19 protein-coding genes are annotated in these 19,454 nt (G+C 44.2%); 3 read left to right on the plus strand and 16 right to left on the minus strand.

Translation table 11 applies throughout. The features are described from left to right. Window positions 1-18: 18 nt before the first annotated feature. Window positions 19-474, plus strand: coding sequence for a hypothetical protein (locus tag Q4Q57_RS16925; RefSeq protein WP_311891473.1), 456 nt, complete (start codon window positions 19-21; stop codon window positions 472-474). Between the two features lie 372 nt (window positions 475-846). On the opposite strand, the gene Q4Q57_RS16930 is transcribed toward Q4Q57_RS16925, so the two are convergent. The 4 genes from Q4Q57_RS16930 to Q4Q57_RS16945 all read right to left on the minus strand — a co-directional run bounded on the left by Q4Q57_RS16930 (window position 847) and on the right by Q4Q57_RS16945 (window position 7,829). Next, window positions 847-2,148 (minus strand): peptidoglycan DD-metalloendopeptidase family protein, encoded by a 1,302-nt coding sequence (locus tag Q4Q57_RS16930; protein ID WP_259523674.1) that lies wholly within the window; start codon window positions 2,146-2,148, stop codon window positions 847-849. A gap of 265 nt (window positions 2,149-2,413) precedes the next feature. After that, on the minus strand, window positions 2,414-5,470 hold the full coding sequence (locus Q4Q57_RS16935) for an SbcC/MukB-like Walker B domain-containing protein (protein ID WP_311891474.1): 3,057 nt from the start codon (window positions 5,468-5,470) through the stop codon (window positions 2,414-2,416). Continuing rightward, window positions 5,467-6,612, minus strand: a complete 1,146-nt coding sequence (locus Q4Q57_RS16940; protein WP_311891475.1) for an exonuclease SbcCD subunit D — start codon at window positions 6,610-6,612, stop codon at window positions 5,467-5,469. The genes Q4Q57_RS16935 and Q4Q57_RS16940 overlap by 4 nt, the downstream gene beginning before the upstream one ends. A gap of 446 nt (window positions 6,613-7,058) precedes the next feature. Continuing rightward, window positions 7,059-7,829 (minus strand): TSUP family transporter, encoded by a 771-nt coding sequence (locus Q4Q57_RS16945; RefSeq protein WP_311891476.1) that lies wholly within the window; start codon window positions 7,827-7,829, stop codon window positions 7,059-7,061. A gap of 157 nt (window positions 7,830-7,986) precedes the next feature. On the opposite strand from Q4Q57_RS16945, the gene Q4Q57_RS16950 reads away from it, so the two are divergent. Next, the gene (locus tag Q4Q57_RS16950; protein WP_311891477.1) at window positions 7,987-8,874 is read left to right on the plus strand and encodes a LysR family transcriptional regulator; all 888 of its coding nucleotides are present in this window, start codon (window positions 7,987-7,989) and stop codon (window positions 8,872-8,874) included. Between the two features lie 163 nt (window positions 8,875-9,037). Here the strand turns inward: Q4Q57_RS16950 and Q4Q57_RS16955 are convergent, their stop codons facing one another. The 5 genes from Q4Q57_RS16955 to Q4Q57_RS16975 form a co-directional block, all read right to left on the minus strand. Further along, window positions 9,038-9,433, minus strand: coding sequence for a ribonuclease E inhibitor RraB (locus Q4Q57_RS16955; protein WP_006087411.1), 396 nt, complete (start codon window positions 9,431-9,433; stop codon window positions 9,038-9,040). A 22-nt stretch (window positions 9,434-9,455) separates the two neighbouring features. Next, window positions 9,456-9,686, minus strand: a complete 231-nt coding sequence (locus tag Q4Q57_RS16960) for an RNA-binding S4 domain-containing protein (RefSeq protein WP_006081165.1) — start codon at window positions 9,684-9,686, stop codon at window positions 9,456-9,458. 74 nt (window positions 9,687-9,760) lie between these two features. After that, a complete protein-coding gene (locus tag Q4Q57_RS16965; RefSeq protein WP_107947067.1) occupies window positions 9,761-10,297 on the minus strand; it encodes a GNAT family N-acetyltransferase in 537 nt (178 codons plus the stop codon). 84 nt (window positions 10,298-10,381) lie between these two features. Next, complete coding sequence (locus Q4Q57_RS16970) at window positions 10,382-10,660, minus strand: peptidylprolyl isomerase (protein WP_006081163.1); 279 nt, start codon at window positions 10,658-10,660, stop codon at window positions 10,382-10,384. Between the two features lie 171 nt (window positions 10,661-10,831). Continuing rightward, window positions 10,832-12,661, minus strand: a complete 1,830-nt coding sequence (locus tag Q4Q57_RS16975) for a DUF885 domain-containing protein (protein ID WP_311891478.1) — start codon at window positions 12,659-12,661, stop codon at window positions 10,832-10,834. 79 nt (window positions 12,662-12,740) lie between these two features. Between Q4Q57_RS16975 and Q4Q57_RS16980 the strand changes: the two genes are divergently transcribed. Beyond that, a complete protein-coding gene (locus Q4Q57_RS16980; protein ID WP_107947065.1) occupies window positions 12,741-13,250 on the plus strand; it encodes a diguanylate cyclase domain-containing protein in 510 nt (169 codons plus the stop codon). 75 nt (window positions 13,251-13,325) lie between these two features. On the opposite strand, the gene Q4Q57_RS16985 is transcribed toward Q4Q57_RS16980, so the two are convergent. The 7 genes from Q4Q57_RS16985 to Q4Q57_RS17015 all read right to left on the minus strand — a co-directional run. Further along, on the minus strand, window positions 13,326-14,570 hold the full coding sequence (locus tag Q4Q57_RS16985) for a tetratricopeptide repeat protein (protein WP_220592595.1): 1,245 nt from the start codon (window positions 14,568-14,570) through the stop codon (window positions 13,326-13,328). Window positions 14,571-14,572: 2 nt separating this feature from the next. Beyond that, window positions 14,573-15,193 carry an energy transducer TonB gene (locus Q4Q57_RS16990; protein ID WP_006087406.1) on the minus strand — a complete coding sequence of 207 codons (621 nt, stop codon included), beginning with the start codon at window positions 15,191-15,193 and terminating at the stop codon, window positions 14,573-14,575. Between the two features lies 1 nt (window position 15,194). After that, window positions 15,195-15,599, minus strand: a complete 405-nt coding sequence (locus tag Q4Q57_RS16995; protein ID WP_006081158.1) for an ExbD/TolR family protein — start codon at window positions 15,597-15,599, stop codon at window positions 15,195-15,197. A 13-nt stretch (window positions 15,600-15,612) separates the two neighbouring features. Beyond that, complete coding sequence (locus Q4Q57_RS17000; protein WP_006087405.1) at window positions 15,613-16,140, minus strand: MotA/TolQ/ExbB proton channel family protein; 528 nt, start codon at window positions 16,138-16,140, stop codon at window positions 15,613-15,615. Beyond that, complete coding sequence (locus tag Q4Q57_RS17005) at window positions 16,140-17,495, minus strand: MotA/TolQ/ExbB proton channel family protein (RefSeq protein ID WP_006087404.1); 1,356 nt, start codon at window positions 17,493-17,495, stop codon at window positions 16,140-16,142. The genes Q4Q57_RS17000 and Q4Q57_RS17005 overlap by 1 nt, the downstream gene beginning before the upstream one ends. After that, window positions 17,495-18,277, minus strand: a complete 783-nt coding sequence (locus tag Q4Q57_RS17010) for a DUF3450 domain-containing protein (RefSeq protein WP_106650162.1) — start codon at window positions 18,275-18,277, stop codon at window positions 17,495-17,497. The genes Q4Q57_RS17005 and Q4Q57_RS17010 overlap by 1 nt, the downstream gene beginning before the upstream one ends. 584 nt (window positions 18,278-18,861) lie before the next feature. Then, window positions 18,862-19,454: IS3 family transposase (locus Q4Q57_RS17015; protein WP_311891479.1), on the minus strand; the 593-nt coding region annotated here is incomplete at its 5' end.

The following is a 19,454-nucleotide window of genomic DNA, read 5'->3' on the forward strand; positions in this document are numbered from 1 at the left end:
CAGAATTCAGTAACGACAATGACGAAACAGAATATCGATAAACTTTTGAGCAAGTGGTGTAAAAAACAAGCTAAAAAATTACTCAAAACACAGGCGAGATCTGTTTCAAGTTCAGGAAAAGCGATTCCATCCTTATCTCATCTGAACACCCTGACTGATAAATCTTTGACGAATAAAAAAGCTCAGCGCAAGCACCTCACCAAATTACTCACGAAGCACATTTCACAACAAGAATTTGCCCATAGCAATAAATCCGCACTCAAGAAACAGTTAAAACGGGCAAAGGCTAAGTTTATTGCCGCTAATGATGCAACATTTTCATCGACTATGATTACTCGGCTCACTCCTTTACCCACAGAACACAGCTTTGCATTACGTCCTTTTAAAAAGTCTCCCTGCGGTGGCTGCCCCGCTCTAAAAGGTAAACTGTGTAAGTGTGCATTGAAAGTGATGCAAAGACGCCAAGCAAGCTGATAGACGCTATTTAACGCTGTGTATTTAGTTCTGTTCAGTCCCTAATAAAGCGTGCTAGTTAGCTCTAAAGGTCATCAGCTGCCAAATTGAGTCTCTTAACAGTCAAAAGAATAACTCGCTATAACACCCTAACTGAAGCTCACCACATCCGCTCTATTTATCCCCTTCTGTGTAATCGCTATTACTGCGGATCGAATAAATTTAAAGCTTCCTTACAACTCGAAGAATACTTGTGATAGCAGAAAAATATTTACAACAAGAAGAATGATGGAAACAAAAATGCCGATGAAATTTGCATTTCATCGGCATTGATAAACTCTTCTAGAAAAGCCAGTTCTATCGTTTATTCAGACTTGGCGAGACTTAGTTCTATTAGCCAAGGTTCATCATAGCTTCACGACTCTTCACCATATTGGTAAATGTGCGTAAGTCTTGATTCGCTAACTTGCTAGACATAGGAATATCCGCTTTCAACGGATCAACAGGTTTACCATTGATATGGAATTCATAATGTAAGTGTGGACCCGTTGAGCGACCAGTATTACCAGATAAAGCAATCACTTGGCCTCGAGTCACTCGCTGACCTTTACGCACAAGCGCCTTAGATAAATGCAGGTAACGGGTACGGTACTTACCACCGTGGTCAATCACAATATACTTACCAGCGAACTGGTGATCAGTCACTAAACTAACAACACCATCACCAGGAGCAATCACTTTAGTGCCTATTGGCACTGAAAAGTCGGTTCCGTTATGGGGTGAAATACGGCCAGTAATTGGATGTTTACGATATGGATTAAAACGAGAACTCATGCGAGGTTGTTTAGCTAATGGATAACGCTGGAACGCACGCACTAAACTCTGGCCCTTGGCATCGTAATAACTGCCGTCAGTATATTGAAATGCACTAATTTCAGAACGACCAGTTTTAATACTCACGCCTAAAATTTGGCTACTGCCCGTCGCTTCACCTTCAACATATTGATCATTTACCAAAACAGAGAATTTATCGCCAACACGTAAATCACGCGCGAAATTCAATTTTTCTTTGAGTAAATCTTCAATCCGCTGAATGTCTGCCGCAGCTAAGCCCATTTTTTGTGCAGAGACGTAAAACGAACCTTTAATATCGCCAGATATAATACGATTTTGCCAAACGCCTTCAACGTTGACTTCTTCAACATTAAAACTGCCGTCTTCATAACGTGTAAACACCACTTGGCGAGCGGCGTTAAAATAAAGTTCTAATTTCTGTAATTGGCCTTCGTTATCGAGCCAAAATTGCATTCTGTTACCAGGCAATAAGGTATCAAGTGCCAAAATATTTAAATCAGCTTCTAACACCTTATACATGGTCTGCTGATCAACACCCGCTTTCGAAAATAACCCACTTAAGGTATCACCAGAAACGATAATTCGCTCAAACTGTGGAGCGTTATTAATAAGGGCTGCTTGATCTTGGACTTCAGGTTCAGAAACTTGGGGGAGAATATTTTCAATATCGAGGACAACAGGGATACGCTGAGCAGTTGGCACAACATGACCATTATTCGGCATTAACATAGCAGCGCCAATCAACAAACCACCCATTAATAGAATGTTTTTTTGGGTCGATGATAAGTTCTGCAAACGGGTTTGCGATAAGTTGATAAAGTTGGGTTTGCCTGTCTGCAACGCTTTTCACCTTTCGTTAACTTTGCGTTTTATTTTTGAACCAGTCCCTATGAGGGAAGCCCGAATTTTTTCCAACTTATCCCAAAAATCCCATTATGACAAATGCTATTTCGTACTTTTACCTGACTATTAACAAGAAACATGCGCCAGTTGGCATTTTCAACTCAGTTTGCGCACATTATCCTAATGTTAAACACGCAAGAGTCACAATAAATAACATATACAAAACAGCAGGTTATTTATTGGACTCTGAGAGAACGAGCGACTAAGGCAAAACTATCGTCATTTCGCTCCCATGTGAGGTTTTATTGATGTCGATGCGAGTATTTATCTGCTCTTTCATCTCAGAAACGTGCGAGATCACCCCTATCATGCGGCCCGAAGACTGCAGATCCATCAAGGTTCGAATCGCCAATTCCAATGAATCTTGGTCTAAACTGCCAAAGCCTTCATCGATAAATAAGGTGTCGAGTTTGATCCCCCCGGCATAAGCTTGCACCACATCGGATAGCCCTAACGCCATGGACAAGGCCGCCATAAAACTTTCGCCGCCGCTTAAGGTTGCCACAGGGCGCACTTTTGAGGTGTAGGCATCTTCCACTTCTAACTCGAGCCCAGACGCCTTGTTGCCCTTTGCTCTATCTTCCTTACGCAGCAAGCGATAACGTCCCTTACTCATCAGATGCAGCCTATGGCTCGCTTCGAGTAACACATCGTCGAGCAGTACGCTTAACACAAAACGCTGCAAACTGATCTTATTGCCTGTTTTCCCATTCGCCACATCGGCAAGCGTGCCGATAACCGCATATTCATCATCTAACGCCTTAGCTTTCGTATCTGCAATACTGAGCTGGGTTTGGGTTTGTGTCAGTAGTACTGTTCGAGTGTGAAGTAACTGCCATGCCTGCTCTGCTGCGTATAATGCTTGCTGCGCCGACTCAAGCTCGGCAGCGAGCTTAATGCTATCGGGTGGTACTTTATCTTTGAGCTTCAGCGCTAACTGCTCGCACTGCACCTTAGTCAAAGCACTGCGCTGCTGGTAAGCCTCAATCTCGCTGGCTAATGCATGCAGTTGATCTTCATCCAGCATGGCCGCTAATAAGGCCTGTTGGTCGGTAAATCCCGCTGCGACTAATTGCTGATTGAGTTGCTGCTGGGCACGCGTTTGCTGAGCTAATGCCGCCTCTGCGGTATTTTCAGCACCATTAAGCGCCGCTTTAGCTGCAACAAAGGTTTGCCCTGTTTGTTGCTGAAGCGCCCTCACGTCAGCAATCTGCTGTTTAATCTGGCTTATCTGTTGCTGGTTTTGCGTGATTGCTACGGTTAATGCCTCAAGCGTTGCAAGCGCAGGCGGGACGCTTTGCTGCATATGCGCCAACTGCCCCTGCAATAAATCCACTTTAGATTGCAGCGCACTGTCGTGTGTTTGTCCTTGCTCCAGCTTTTGTTGCAGATGCGTTTCCTGCGCGTGCAACAATACAATTTCTTGCTGTAACTGCTGCAAATCTTGATGAGCTTGCTCAGCTTGCGTGAGTGAGAAAGCATATTGCGACAAGGTATGCGCATGTTCATCTTGAGAAATATCAACCGCTGTGCCCAATTGGGCCGCGAGATCTTGCGCTTGTTGCTGCAAGGTTTCTAACTGTGTCTGTAATCCGCGATATTCCGCTCTGGCTTTGCTCAGGACTTCTTGGGCCGTCGTTTCAGCGTCTTGGGCCAATTGCAGCGCTTCATCACTTGGGAGCGGCTCTTGGCTCTGTGCTGGCTGTGGATGGGTTTGGCTACCACAGACGGGACAAGGTTCATCTTGCTGTAATTGCCGCGCTAAAATGGCTGCCTGTCCTTGGTGCCAAGTCATTAATAAGGCTTTATGCGCAACCTGTGCTTGCTGATGCTCGGCATTGAGTTGTTGCCCTTGCGCTTTCGCATTGGCAAGTTTTGCCTGTGTCGACGATACCCTTGCCGCCACTTGTTGCCATTGCTGATAAGTCGACAATAACTGCTGTTGCTGCTGGTGCGCCTGTTGCAATGAGAGACGAGTGTCGCTATTGGCCTGCAATGGTGGCAAAGCCGATTCCAGTTCACGGCGTTTTTGGGTTGCGGCGATTAACTCATTTTTACTGATCTGAAGCTGTGCTTTAGCTTTAACTAACTGTGCATGCTCTTGCTCGAGGGTTTTATTGAGTCTATCCAGTTCTCTTAGCTGCGGCCCTAGCGCATTCAGTTGCTGTTTGGCTTGTTCCTGCTCCAGTAGCGACGCTTCCAATACGGGTAAATCTTGCGCTTTGAGCTCGGCATCATCAAAGGCTTGCTTGGCTTGAGTCAACGCCGTTTGCACATGGCTAAAGGCGAGACTGGCAGCTTTTGCTTCTTGTTCACGGGCTAAAAACACCTCAACCATAGGCGCTAAACGCTGCGCTTGTTTGGCTAAGTTCAGCTTATGGGTTTGTGCAGCGATACTTTCTTGCTGCGCCTCGAGCGCTGCTGCGGTTTGAGTTAAGGTATCAAACTGCGCAAATTCAGCCAGTAGATGCTGGGCGGCATCGCTGGCTTTAATCACTAATTGCTGCTGTTGTAATGCCTGTTCCTTAGCACTTTGAGCGAGTGCAAGTTCAGGCGTGAGCTTAGCTAATTCACTGCTTAGCTCGTCATCGGATGCTAGGCCAGCACTTTGTAAAATACCATCGCGGCGACTGCGTTGATCTTTCACTAAGCCGCTAATATCGGCAGCCTTATTTTTTAAGGTATCTTCAATCCGGCGATAAATATGCGTTTGAAATAATTGACTAAATATCAGCTCACGCGCTTTAGAGTCCGCCATTAATAATTCGCGAAACTTACCCTGAGGTAATACCATCACTTGGCGAAACTGCTCCACATCGAGCCCAGTCAAAGCTTCAATCTCAGCGGTGGCCTCGGACACTTTGCTGGCAACTAATAAGCTTTCATTGCCATCGGCGTCAATTTTAAAGAGCTGCGCTTCAGGCTTTTGCACTGTCGAGCCGTCACCGCTTTTCTTAACTCTGTCTTGCTCTGGCACCCGGCGAATACGATAGCTGTTACTACCGAGCAGAAAACTGAAAGTGACTTCTGTTAGTAAACTATCGTCGGCCATATCACAGCGCATCTGGCTGCCTTCACGCTCATTACCTGTGGTTTTGCCATAGAGCGCAAAACAAATGCCATCGAGCAAGGTCGTCTTACCCGCGCCTGTAGGCCCGTTGATTAAAAATAATGGATTGGTTCCAAGGGCGGTAAAATCAAGTGTCTGAGTCGATGCAAAGGGGCCGAAGGCTGACATTGAAAGGCTAAGGGGTCTCATGCTTGGCGCTCCTCATTGTGTAGCTTAGTCAGGAGGTCATCCATCACGGCTTGCTGTGCTTGCGTTAAAGATTCACCAGACACTTGAGAGAAAAAGTCACAGAACATATCCATCTCGCCTTTTTTGATATGATCCCGGCTCAAGGCGACTTGCTGCTGCCCCGCCATCAAGCCTGTACGCTCTAAATGCAGCACATTCGGGTAGATCGCCCTGAGTTTGCCCATAGCGTCTAAAATGGCATGTTTATCGAGGAGCCTGACCATAAGGTAATCTTCACGCTTGATATCCGTTTTACCTTGGGCGAGTAAGGTGTCTAACTCCCCTTCTAAGATGCGAACATCACGCATCGACGTTAACGGCAATAAACGGATATCAATCGGCGTTTGCGTGCCCAGTTCGACTAAGGTCACCGACTTGTGTTGATGTTGTTCGCTAAAGGAATACTTCAAAATCGAGCCAGAGTAGCGCACATGCTCGGCGCCTTTGTATTGCGGTCCGTGTAAATGCCCAAGGGCGACATAATCAAACTCAGTAAAGAGCTTTGGCGATATTTTATCGGCGCCACCAATACTGAGCGGCCGCTCTGATTCGGATTCGCTGCCACCATCCAAAAAGCAATGGCTGATCACCACTTTGGGTAAGCCTTGGCTATCGTGCTGACGCACTTTTGCCAGCAACACATCCATGGCCATTTCGTGGCTCGATGCCTCACACTCAAACACTTGCCGCACTGTGGCAGGTTCAGCGTAAGGCAAGGGATAAAAAACCACATCACCACTTGTACTCGACAATGTAATAGGCGGAATGTCAGCACTCAAAGGCCCAATAATATGTAACCCGCTTGTCGCCATTTGTTTTGCCGCAAACCCTAAGCGCTCGTGGCCATCGTGGTTACCGGCAATCATAATCACTTGCAGGCCTAAATCTTGTACTAAGCGGTTGAGCACATCATCTAACAGCGCAACCGCGTTTGCTGGCGGAATCGATCTGTCATAAATATCCCCCGCCACAATCACAGCATCCACCTTATGCTCATCTGCTAAGGCAATAATTTGCTCGAGCACAAAGGCTTGATCATCCAGTAATGATTGATTGTGTAACTGACGACCTATGTGCCAGTCCGAGGTGTGGATAAATTTCATAATCGCTCTTTTAAAGAAGTGGTAGCGCTAAACCCAAGCGCATGTGCCGGTACATCAACGCAAAAATAAGGCAGACGAGATAGACACTGCATGCAAATCGGGTTAAATCGTATTAAATAAAGACATAGCGTTAAAATGCACATAGAAAATTAGAAGCCCAAAAAGTGCATTAAAATTGACAGGTTATACTATTCAAAAACCTTGAAAGAGTATACCTATTGCAAAGTAGGAAGAGGCGTTGCGATCCTCTTTAGAGGATATTCTAAGCAATATCCACCTCAGCTAAACTTATGAGCCAAGGTGAACGTCACTCAGATAAGATAAAGATAAAAATAAAAATAAAATAAAATAAAATAAAATAAAATAAAATAAAATAACTTAAGCTTACGCGCGAAGATTAACTAATCCGCCGTTTAAGGCTGCGCTTATTGATAAGAAACAATCAATTAGAATAAGTGATATTGCGTTGCGAGGAGTTTAAAGCTCATGGCAAGGGACATAGTCACGACCAGTGGCTTGATAATCTTCGTGCCTTTAGTCACAACCAGACGAGAACCCAAAGTTGCGCCAATCGCTTGTCCTGCGAGCATGACCCCCCCCAATAACCAAATCACTTTGCCGCCCAAGGCGAAGAAAATCAGCGAAGCTATGTTGGTTGAGAAATTAAGTAGTTTCGCGTGAGCCGTAGCCTTAGCCAGACCAAACCCCGCTAACGATACAAACGCCAGCGCAAAAAAGCTGCCAGTGCCAGGACCAAAAAAACCATCGTACAATCCCACACCTAACGCGGCAGTGAACGCAAACGCGGTAGGTGTCAGCACTTGATGCTTATCGTCTTCAGAAATCTTTTTCGAAAATAAGAAGTAACAACCAATTGCCAAAATCAAAAATGGCAACATTAATTCCAGCACTTTGGTATCGACGAGTTGAACGAGAATCGTGCCTAATGCCGCGCCGATGAACGCACAGATCAAGGCTAACTTTACGGATTTAAGATCCACTAACCCTTTGCGGACGAAATACAAGCTCGCAAAAAAACTACCACCACAGGCCTGCAGCTTATTTGTGCCTAATGCAACCGCAGGCGGCAAGCCAGCCCACATGAGTGCAGGAATCGTCAACAAGCCACCGCCACCGGCGATAGCGTCGATAAAACCTGCCACCATAGCGACGGCAAAAAGTATCGCAGCGATTTGTAGCGTCAGTTCAAATTCCATAATGATTTATTATTCTTCTGATAAAAAAAGGGAGTGATTGCTAGGCATTAGACTGCGTTTGCCAAATAAACGCAAAGGAGTTATTGTCGTCACTGCGTGAGTTAAACTCACACAAAATCTGTAATCCTGTTCTAATTCCCCAACTGTAGGACATCAAATGTTGACCGAACTGCCGCCACTCAATTCCCTCCGAGCTTTTGAAGCGGCTGCACGCTTGCAGAGCATGACATTAGCCAGCAAGGAGCTGCATGTCACCCATGGTGCGGTCAGTAAACAAATCCGAGTATTAGAGGATTATTTGGGTTTTGCGCTTTTTGTGCGCCTACATAAAAGAGTCAGTTTAACCGATGAAGCCAAGCGCTATTTGCCCCATGTCCAAGCCGCGCTGCAAACCCTGTCAAGTGCAACGAGTGACCTACGCCGCCAGCCTTCTAAGCCACAAACCTTAGCCATCAATGTGCTGCCAAGCTTAACCATTAATTGGCTCATTCCGAGAATGGAGCAGTTTAAGTCCCGCCATCCGCACCTTTATGTTGATTTGTCGATTGGTGACTTTGCCGTGGACTTTAGCCAAGGCCGTTATGATATTGCGATTCGCAGCTGCACAGCTATTCCTAAGGGCGCGAATTATATCAAGCTGATGGATGAAGATTTGTGTTTAGTTTGCGCGCCATCGTTAGCGCCAAAACTACAAAACATCGAGGATATCAATCACGTCACCTTACTGAAACACACTACAAGACCCGAACTGTGGGAATATTGGGCAGAAAAAGTGGGCTTAACACTCACCCAAGCACAAACCTTTGGCGTCGAGCATTTCTACATGCTGAGCCAAGCCGCCGCCAGTGGCATGGGTGCAGCGCTTATTCCGCGATTTTTTATCGAAGAGCAATTGGCAAACGGCAGCTTAGTCATCCCCTTCGACGCCCCTTTCACCAGCCCCTATCGCTATTACCTGCTCACGCCCAAGTCCCCTAGCTTGCCGTTAAAAGCCCAAGCTTTTATCGACTGGTTGTTAGAAGTGTTTGCGCCTTATCGCCACTAAACAACATTTGGAATGTCACAGTTTCAGCAAGCTGCGATAACGCTCTATGTGACAAATGAGACTATGAAGTGCTGAAAAAAATGCAGCAAATGATCGCAGAAAAACGGTAATAAAAAACCACCAAGAAGGTGGTTTCAAACTCAAAGGTCAAAGCAAATCAGCATCAGTGATTGCAATGAGCACCGTGGACATGTTCATGGTCATCATCGTCCATAAACTCGTCGTCACCGTCTTGGTGTTGCATTACGCCCCAACCGTCGGTCATGCCACCGAATTCGGCAGCAAAATCATTCAACATGACTTCTTGCTCAACCAAAGTATCGTAATCAGGTACCATATTGAGGCAAACAATGATTTCCCACTTGCCCAGCTCATCATTCAGATTCAACTCAAGCTCGCCTTGCAAGTCAGAATTTGTGAGTTCTTCTAACGCCGTTTCGGCATCGCGCTGATCATCAAAAACCAAAAAGAAATCAACATCTAACTCTTTCGTTAAATCGATTCCTGCTTCAGCCATTGCGGCCAGCATTTTACCATTGTCATCATCTGGAAATTGCATATCTTGCTCCACTGTTTCAGGCTTATTCTGCCGCAATGATTTGAACTGATTCACCATTAAAGCTGACGATATCGCCCGCAATAATTTTTTTACGCTTACGAGTTTCAACTTCACCGTTCACAGTGACTTGACCTTCCTCGATAAAATGCTTGGCTTCGCCGCCAGCATTGCTCATGCCCTGCACTTTTAATACTTTGTACAATTCAATGAAATCTTCGCCAGAATGCAAAGCCAATTGATTAATTTGCGCCACTTAATACACGCCTTCTAAAAATAAACCTGCGGCATTATACCAGCACCGCATAAAATCCGCTGAAGATAATTTGGCTAGAGACGTCTTTCATCGGCAAGTAAGCCGAAGACCGATTCATCAAGCCAGTTTTCACCGACTTTGAATTGCTGCCTGAGTAAGCCTTCAAGCCTGAAGCCACACTTTTCAAGAACCCGCGCCGATGCATGATTATCTTTGGCGCAATGACCAACAAATTTATGCACATTAAAACTTAAGCAGGCCCAATCAATAACCGCCATTAAGCTCTCAGTCGCATAACCTTTGCCGTGGCCCTCTGCGGCCAGTAAGTAACCCACTTCTGCACGCTGCTCATCAAGGCTTTGACAATAAAGGCCTGTTAATCCGACAAATTGCCCTGTATCGACGGTCTCAATCACTAAGGTGAGCCAATCGCCTGAACCGTAAAACCAAGTATCGGAGCGCTGCTGAAACTTACTGCGGATCACCTCTTGCGACTCTGGCACTCGCACATAGCGATTAATCTCAGGATCGCTGTGCAACGCATAAAACTGTTCCCAGTCGCTATCTTGTAAGCTCCTGAGTTTCAATCTATCGGTGTAGAGTTCCAGCATAGTGACTCCGTGATGAGCAGATAAAACAAAAACGGCAGCAAACGCTGCCGTATCAAACAAGCTGTATCAAATAAGCCGTAAAACTTACGCGCGGCTGGTCACTTCGAGTAAATGAAAACCAAATTGCGTTTTAACTGGACCTTGCACTTCGTTTAATGGCGCGCTGAAGACAACTTCATCAAACTCTCTCACCATCATACCAGGACCGAATGACCCCAATTCGCCGCCTTGGGCACCTGATGGGCAAGAAGAGTGCGCGCGAGCAATTTGAGCAAAATCCGCGCCTTCCAATATTTGCTGTTTCAGCGCTTGACACTGCTCTTCGCTGCTGACTAACAAATGTCTTGCTGTTGCCTGGACCATAGTAAAACTCCTGTGAGGATCATGAGACATTTGCCCCAAATATCATTGATATTCCCATTAAAACATCCGTTTTAACAGGTTTTGAATCAACAGTATAAAAACTTTCTGTTGAATAAAAAAGTCTTAAAATGCCGTCATTCACATCAAAGTCAAATAACGGCATATTACGGGCTAAGCCTGTTTAGACGCTATCCAACGGTCAATTTTATTTTCCATAACCGCCATAGGTAATGAACCTGAGGTGAGGATTTGATCGTGGAACGCTTTTAAATCAAATTTATCACCCAAGGCTTTTTCAGCGCGGGCTCGCAGTGCCAGGATCTTCAGCTGGCCGACTTTGTAAGACAAAGCTTGACCAGGGATTGCCATATAGCGCTCCACTTCAGCGACTATGTCACTTTCAGCCATCGGCGAGTTATCTTTCATGTACTGAATTGCTTGTTCACGACTCCAGCCTTTTGAATGAAGACCGGTATCCACCACTAGGCGCATCGCACGCAGCATTTCATCGGAAAGCTTGCCAAAATACTGATAAGGATCAGTAAACAAGCCCATCTCAATACCTAAGTACTCAGCATAAAGTGCCCAACCTTCCTCGAATGCCGTATAACCACTAAAACGCTGGAACTCAGGCACACCAGTTAGCTCTTGCTTGATCGCAATTTGGAAATGATGCCCAGGAGCAGCCTCATGCAAAGATAAGGTCGTCATGCCCCACTTTGGCTGCGCCTTAAGATTATAAGTGTTGATATAGAACACACCTGGACGACTGCCATCCACCGCTGGTGATTCGTAAGAAGCACCCGCTGCAGATTGCTCTCTGAAACTTTCAACTGGCTTAACCACGTAATCAGCTTTAGGCATCACATTAAAGTAGTTAGGGAGCACTTGATTGATTTTATCTTTCAACACCATATAACCATCAATCAAACCTTGACGGTCGCTGTAGAAATACTGAGGTTCGGATGATAAAGAGGCGAAAAATGCCTTTAAATCGCCCTTAAAACCGACTTGCTCACGTACCTTATCCATCTCAGATAAAATTCGCGCCACTTCACTTAAGCCAATTTGATGAATTTCATCCACAGACATAGTGGTGGTCGTATGTGAGTTAGCCAGATGCTGATACCAAGCTTTGCCGTTAGGTAAACCAGACCAACCATCAGTCGCCCGCGACTTAGGTAAATAGGTTTGCTTAAAGTAATCACGCAAGTCCGTCAACGCTGGCACGATACGCTCGGCTATCATGGCTTGATAACGGGTGGTCAATTCGGCTTTATCTTGCTCAGAAAAACTCTCGGGGAAATGTTGAATGGGTGAGTAAAAAATACTCTGAGTCGCATCAGTCGTTAGCATAGCGTCTAACTGGGGAATAATGCGCTCTACTAACACCCGCGGTAGCACCACTTTACTTTCAATGCCTTGATTCATCCGATTTTCAGCAAGCGTTACCCACTTGATAAAACCATCAACCCTCTGTTCCCAATTACGATAATCATCGACAGTATTAAAAGGTTGCGCACTTTCGCCACTACCAAGCTGCACCATAGTAATGACAGTGCTATAGAACTGGCTTATCGGCATAAAACGTGAAGGGAAAGTTTCGTCAACTAACGCCATATCTCGGTCATAGACAAACAGGTCATAACTTAACTGTAGATCCGCGGGCAGTTGTTTTGGATCTATCGCGCGCACCTGGGCTAAATAGTGAGAGTTAAGATCATGGCGAGCTTTGAGGTAATCCTCAGTTAAATCACCACCGAAATCAGCGTTATAGTCATTAACACCAACAAAAGTAGCGTAAATAGGCTCAAGCTTTAGGTAATCTTTAAAATAAGCATCCACTAGCGATAAATAGCGCTGCTCTGCTGTTTGTGTTTCGCCCTGCTCAGCAACGGCATTTGATTGACTGTTTTCTTGAACTGCCGTGGCTTCAGGCTTAGAACAACCTTGAAGGGCAAAAATTAACGCTATCGATCCTGCCAATAAACCCAATTTCATTTTATTATTTCTCCTTTTTGGCCCGCTATTGCAGAACTGTTTCTATACTTAGTTCAAGGTCTGCTATCGGAGTTAATCTATGATCTACTCGTTCCGCAACTCAGGTTTCAGGGATCCAGAAACTGGAGTCTATAACCAAACCTATTTCATGGAAGTATTCAACCGAGAATGGCATCGTCATATAAGAGAACACCAAAGCTTGGCACTATTGTATCTGTGCCCTCACATTCATGAAACCGTCAAACAACCCCATTTACTCGAATTCTTTACCAAACAAGTGCAAGAAGCACTATTAAGAGCAACAGATATGATAGCTAGACTTGATCATAATCACTTCGCACTGGGTTTATTCAACATAGATGAGGTGGGAACAGAGGTAGTGTTAAAACGAATAGAACAACAAATTTATGATTTCAATCAAAATTTTGGTAAAAATCATAAACTGACAATCGATTATAAACTGGCCGCCTGCATTTGCTTGCCAACACAAGAAAACAAAATCGAATCGCTCTTCAGCAATGTCAGCCAACTCTCACAAGATCTTGAAAAAAATCATGATCAATCTCAAGCTTTAATCCGCTTACAGTAAATTTTTGACATTAAATTACATCAAATAAAAAGCCCCTTACGGGGCTTTCAAATCTGATACAAAACTGCCAAGCACTTACAGTGTGATGTTATGCATACGTGCTTTCTCTTTGATATAAGAGATATAGCTTTTTGCACTCTTCTCAGTCTTTTTATCGTTGGCAGCTAATACTGCACGGTTATAAGCTGACTTGTACTGTTTCAAACTTAAATGAGCCAAAGCTAATTCGAAGTTTGCTTCGCCAGGATGATCAATACCCATAGATATGGCTTTTTCAAGCACAGGGATCGCTGCAGTGTATTGTTCATTCAAGTTCAGTAAGCGACCTTGTTTCAAGTAAGTCTTACCATCATTGCTGATAGCTGCAGCTTTACCATAATACTCAGCGGCTTGTTTAAACTCTTTTGCATTCTGATAAAAACCAGCCAAAATCTCTAGAGACTTAGCATCCTCAGCGATCAAGCCCGATTTCATATGCTTCTGATAGACTTTAGCGGCTTGATATGGAGCACCTTTCTGTGCCATCAATTGTGCTAAACGAGTAATGTTACCCGCACTATCTAAGAAACCATTTCTATAAGCTAAATCGTAAGTTGCAAGAGACTTGTCATAGTCTTCAACCATCAGATAAAACTGCGCTAATTGAACCCATAATCTGCCATCATCCGGGAATAATGGCACCATGACTTCTAACACGCCAACAGCTTTCTTATACTTCTTTTGATTGAAGTAAGAAGTTAGCTTCATCTGATATAAGCCTTTATCAGGAGTCTCAGCTAATGAAAGACCTTTATCGGCCACTTCAATCACTTTATCCCACTGTTTTAGCTCAGAGTGTGCAATACCAATACGACGATAAATTTGAGAGTCAGCTTTACAAGTAAAATCCATCCACTTGTAATAGTAAGGAATCGCTTCCTTAAATTTCTTCTCTTGTAACAGTAAATCCGCATAAAGACGCATGGTCGCAGCATGATCTGTTCCACCTAAAATATCAGCTTCAACAGCTTGTTTTAGGTACTTGATCGCAGTATCCATTTTGCCTTTCTCGGCATAAAAGTTACCTAGCATGCGTGCAACATAGGCTTTATCGAAATCGTTCTTTGCATTTGCTTCGAGCAAAATAGCAATGGCTTCGTCCAGCTGACCATTGGTATAAGCTTCAAACGACTTCTGAACTTTTTTCGCAGCGCCTTCACCTACAGCTTTAGATTGACGTTTATCGATCTCACACTTTTCAGCTGCTACCGCAGATGAAACAGATAATCCGCCACAAATAGAAAGCAATAATAGAGCTGCGATTTTATTAACATTACGCATCGTTATTTGCCTCCTTTATCTAAGGTAAAGTCCAGCTGAACCGTCTGACCTGGTTGCTTCAGTGGCTTGCCATCAACAATCTTTGGCTTGTACTTCCACTTCTTCAGTGCTCGGATCGCTTCTTTATCAAATAAACGTTTTGGCTCTGCTTGAATAACTTCAACGTCATCGATACCACCGAGTTCGTTGATAGTGAAGCGAAGTTGTACCCAACCTTCTTTACCATCACGAGCCGCAGCAATTGGATACTGTGGTTCGATACGAACGATAGGCGTAGCATCACCATCGCGAGTCATCATGTTGCCTAATTTAAAACCAGTACTTGCACCACCAGCCTCTACACCACCCATATTGAACGACATTGCTGTATCAATATTACTTGATGAATCAGGTGGCGTTGTATCAGGCTTCTGTGGTTGCTCTGGTGGTGGTGGTGGCTTAGGCACTACCCTTGGCTTATTCTGTGCTTTTGAATCCTGTCTATCCATAGTGATTTCAATTACAGGGGTCTCGGCCGATGTTTCGCCGCGCTGTGCGCCGCCACCGACCAAGAACGCCATAAAAGCGAACAGACCAAAAGTCACAGCAGCACCAATAATGATCGATACTAGTGCTCTTAGCATATTAATCGTTCCCCGCAGATACCGAAATTTTATCTATACCAGCTGCTTTCACTTGGTCTAGAACTTTAACAACTAAGCCGTGCATTGCGTCTTTATCAGCCTGAATCAATACAGCTGCTTCAGGAGCTTCAGCCAGCATACGCTCAACGTTTGCTGTTACACGTTCGATATCAACCTGACGGTTTTCCATCATGATCACGCCTGTTTTACTGACGCCGATAAAGATGTTAGCCGAAGGCTTTGAAGTCGCTTGTGAAGCTTTTGGTTTGTTGTAGTCCAAACCAGATGGTTTCACGAATGACGTTGTTACAATGAAGAAGATTAGCATGATGAACACGATGTCGAGCATCGGTGTCATATCAATTTGCGCTTCCTCATCTATACTGGAATGCTTTTTACGTGCCATGTTCAATCTCTCTCTAGTGGTGCGGCATGCTGTCTTTTAGCTTTTCTAAACTGATTTTCATTTTGGCATCGAGGCGAGTACTGAAGAATACTCCCGATAATGCTGCAACCATACCTGCCATCGTAGGCATAGTCGCCATAGAAATACCAGCCGCCATCAAACGAGCATTACTCGTCCCCTGAACTGCCATCACATCGAACACTGAAATCATACCTGTTACGGTACCTAACAAACCTATCATTGGACAAATTGCCACTAAGGTTTTAATAATCAGCATACGTGCATTCAAATCTTGCTTCGCTTGGGACATCCAAGCTTCACGGATGCGGTGTGCATACCAAGAGGTCGTTTCCTCTCTGGCGTCCCATGCAGCTATGATTGCTTTATGTTGCTTTGGTGATATCCAATTAAGATACCAATAACGCTCAAGCATCAATACCCACATTAAGAACAGAACACCCGCTACAAGCCAGAGGACGTCGCCTCCGGAGGCCATGAAGCCCCTGACGGAATCCCAAATGTCCATCAGGTATAGCGTCATTAGTCAGCCCTCTTCTCAGCATGTGCTGCGATAATACCAGCGCTTTGCTCTTCAAGGATCTGAACGATTGACTTACTACGGGCAACAACCACTGCATGCATTAACATTAACGGCAGAGCAGCAACCAGACCTTGAACTGTAGTGATAAGCGCCATAGAAATACCGCCAGCCATCAGTTTTGGATCGCCAGTACCAAATAATTGGATACTTTGGAAGGTTGCAATCATACCCGTTACTGTACCTAACAGACCCATCATAGGTGCGATAGCGGCCAATACTTTGATGATTGAAATACGCGCTTCCAATGCTGGGGTTTCTTTAAGAATCGCTTCATCCAATTTCAACTCTAACGTTTCAACATCAACGTCTTTGTTTTCTTGGTAAACTTTCAAGATACGACCTAAAGCGTTATTGCCAGGCTTATCGACGTTCTTACGTTGGCTATTCACGCGAGCACCAATAATCGTCATAGTGACAAGGCGTTCGATAGAGATTAATAAACCAAGTGCCAACAGAGCAATAATGATGTAACCAATAGTACCACCAGCTTCTAAACGATCTTCAAAGCTAGCTTTGTTGGTGAAGATGTTTAGCAGCACGCCGCGTGCAGGGTCAACATAGAATGGCGCAGTACCCGAAGTGATTTTTTCCCAGTCAGCAACAGCGCTAACTTGGTAACCTTCTGGTTGTTGAGATAACTGCTGAATTAAACCTAACTCAGGGTTATAAACAACGTACTTACCATCAGCAGTTAAGTTGTAAGCACCAACACGATGGATAGTCGTTGTTTTAACGCTACCGTCGATTCCAGTAACTGAACCTTCAAACTTAACAACCTTGCCAGACTCAGCCATTTCAAACAGCTGTTCTTGCCAAAATTGCTCTAGCTCTTCAATTTTAGGTAATTGTTTACGTGCACCTAAATCAGCGATGAATTTATCACGATTTGGGTATTGAGCACTGATGTTTGAGCTTGCCAGTTTACCAGCGAAATCACCGGCTTCACCTTTAACCACACCAAACATCTCACCCAAGTCACCTTGAGCAGTTTTCAGATCTTCTTCTAACTGAGCAATTTTACGCTCGTTATCTAAGAACGCTTGGTTTAAATCTTTACCGCGTTGTTTTTCAGCCGCTAAAGCATCTTTCTCGCGCTTTAACAGTGCAGCTTTATCACCACGTTCAGCTTGGAATTCTTGCTCACGTTTACTGTTGATTTTGCCTTCTGCAGCACGTTCAACTTTAACTTGTTGCAATAATTGGTCAATCGACTTAGGCGCATCTGCAGCGCTAGCCATACCAGCAGTTAAAGAGAAACTTGCAGCCAACACAGCTGTAGTAATTAACTTCTTCATTATTGTGCAGTCTCCGCAGCAGGAATTGGTAACGCAAATAGATCTAGAGCACCTTGTTTACGGGCAATGCGGATACCTTTAGTCAGTTCACGCAAATAGCTGTCATCTAACTTATCCCAACCCTTAGATTCTGGGTTGTACATCCAGCCAGTCTTTTGATCTAAACTCTGTGCATAAAGAGCAACACGACCTAAGTTAAAGAAGTCAACCAACACTTCTTTACCATCTAGGTTTAACTTACCTTGGTTAACAGCAACCGCGCTACCATATTCACGCTCGATGCTATAAGCATCAAGGATTAAACGGTACTTTTCGGCTAAAGTCACTTCAGCAGTATTAAGAAGGTTTTTCAGCTCATTCACACGATTAGTACGTACTTCAGAGTTGAAAGGTAAATCTAATTGAACGAATTGTTCTAATGATTCAACCATTTTAAACATTAATGGCACAACACCTTGGCGAAGTTTATCAACACCATTAATGTCGCTTTGTACTGAATCCATTGTCTTTTGTTGATCAGCAACTAAGCTGGCAACGTAATCGTTATATGATTTCAGTGATTCACGCTCATCCGCGACAGAACCATACTCAAAAAGCATGTCTTGTGCTTGATCGAAATACTTATCAACATTCTTTTGCGACGCTGCAGCATCAGCATGGATCATACTATCCGCTTTCTGCACGTCGGTAAGAGGATCTGCAACCACTAAGTTGCTGCTCGCTAATGCCAGCACGCCAACAAGTGCAGTAGCGATTTTTGTTCTATTGCTTACCTTGGACATAGTTCCCAACCAATTTGAAGTGAATAAAAAGGTTTAACTTACCAGCAACAAAACGAGAAGCAAAAAATGCTCGCCGAAAAAATTACTGTAAGTTCGTCTTTCTCTTGTGATTCTTAGTTTTTTCTTCCCTTTCCTACGCCCTTACAGGCATAGACCCGCTGGCATCATTTCACAAAATGTTGACCTGTGTCAACATTTCGGCCGACTAAAAACTAGTGTAAAGAGGCGCTATGAATAAAAAATTTTACTAAAGGTGATTTTTTAAACAAAATATCACCAGAAAAGTTAATTTAATTGAGAAACCAAAATAAAATATCGATAAAAAACATTAAATTTCATAATCTTGAGATAAATCGCCTTTGATCCAGCTGATTTTGTTAATTAACATTTTTCAACATGAAACTAACTCAAGCAGGTCATCTTTACTTGCATCTAGACTTTGGCATAGAGGATTTTACAGAGGTGGTAGAGCACGGATTAATTAATCAAGACACTTTTACAGCTGTAACTAAAAGTAACTTATCTAACCTAAGATCGGTTTAACAAGCAATTACTGCGATAGCATTAAACTCTGCGTGTACTGGTCAACCCAAACTGGACACTTTTACTTGAGAATTTTCAAACTCTACCGGTGACAGATCGTCATTAGCAGAATGCAGCCGCTCCAAGTTGTAATATTTCATGTAAGCCGTCACATCTTGCTTCATAAACTCCCTTGTTGGTTGATTAACTTTAAAAATCCAATCGTGTTTCAAGCTCCCAAAGAAACGCTCAACAACAGCATTATCCCAACACGCACCCACATCACCCATGCTGGCTCGGATACCATAGCTCGATAGCAGCCTACCGAATTGCTTACTGGTATATTGCGAGCCTCGGTCACTGTGGAATACCAGCCCTCGCGCTGGTTGGCGCAGGTTGTAGGTTTTTATTAATGCCTTGGATATCAAATCTGTGGTCATGCGTTTATCTATGTGCCATCCCACAATCCGGCGTGAATATAAATCCATCACCACAGCCAAATACATCCAGCCTTCACCCGTCTTTAAATAGGTCACGTCACCCGCCCAAACCTGATTAGCCGATACTGGATTAAAGTTCATGTTTAACAGGTTATCTGCCACTGCATCTGAGTGTTTCCGCTGCGTAGTCACCTTGTAAGCACGTCGCTGGGTTG

Source organism: Shewanella sp. SP2S2-6 (assembly GCF_031931965.1).
Taxonomy (GTDB): domain Bacteria; phylum Pseudomonadota; class Gammaproteobacteria; order Enterobacterales; family Shewanellaceae; genus Shewanella; species Shewanella baltica.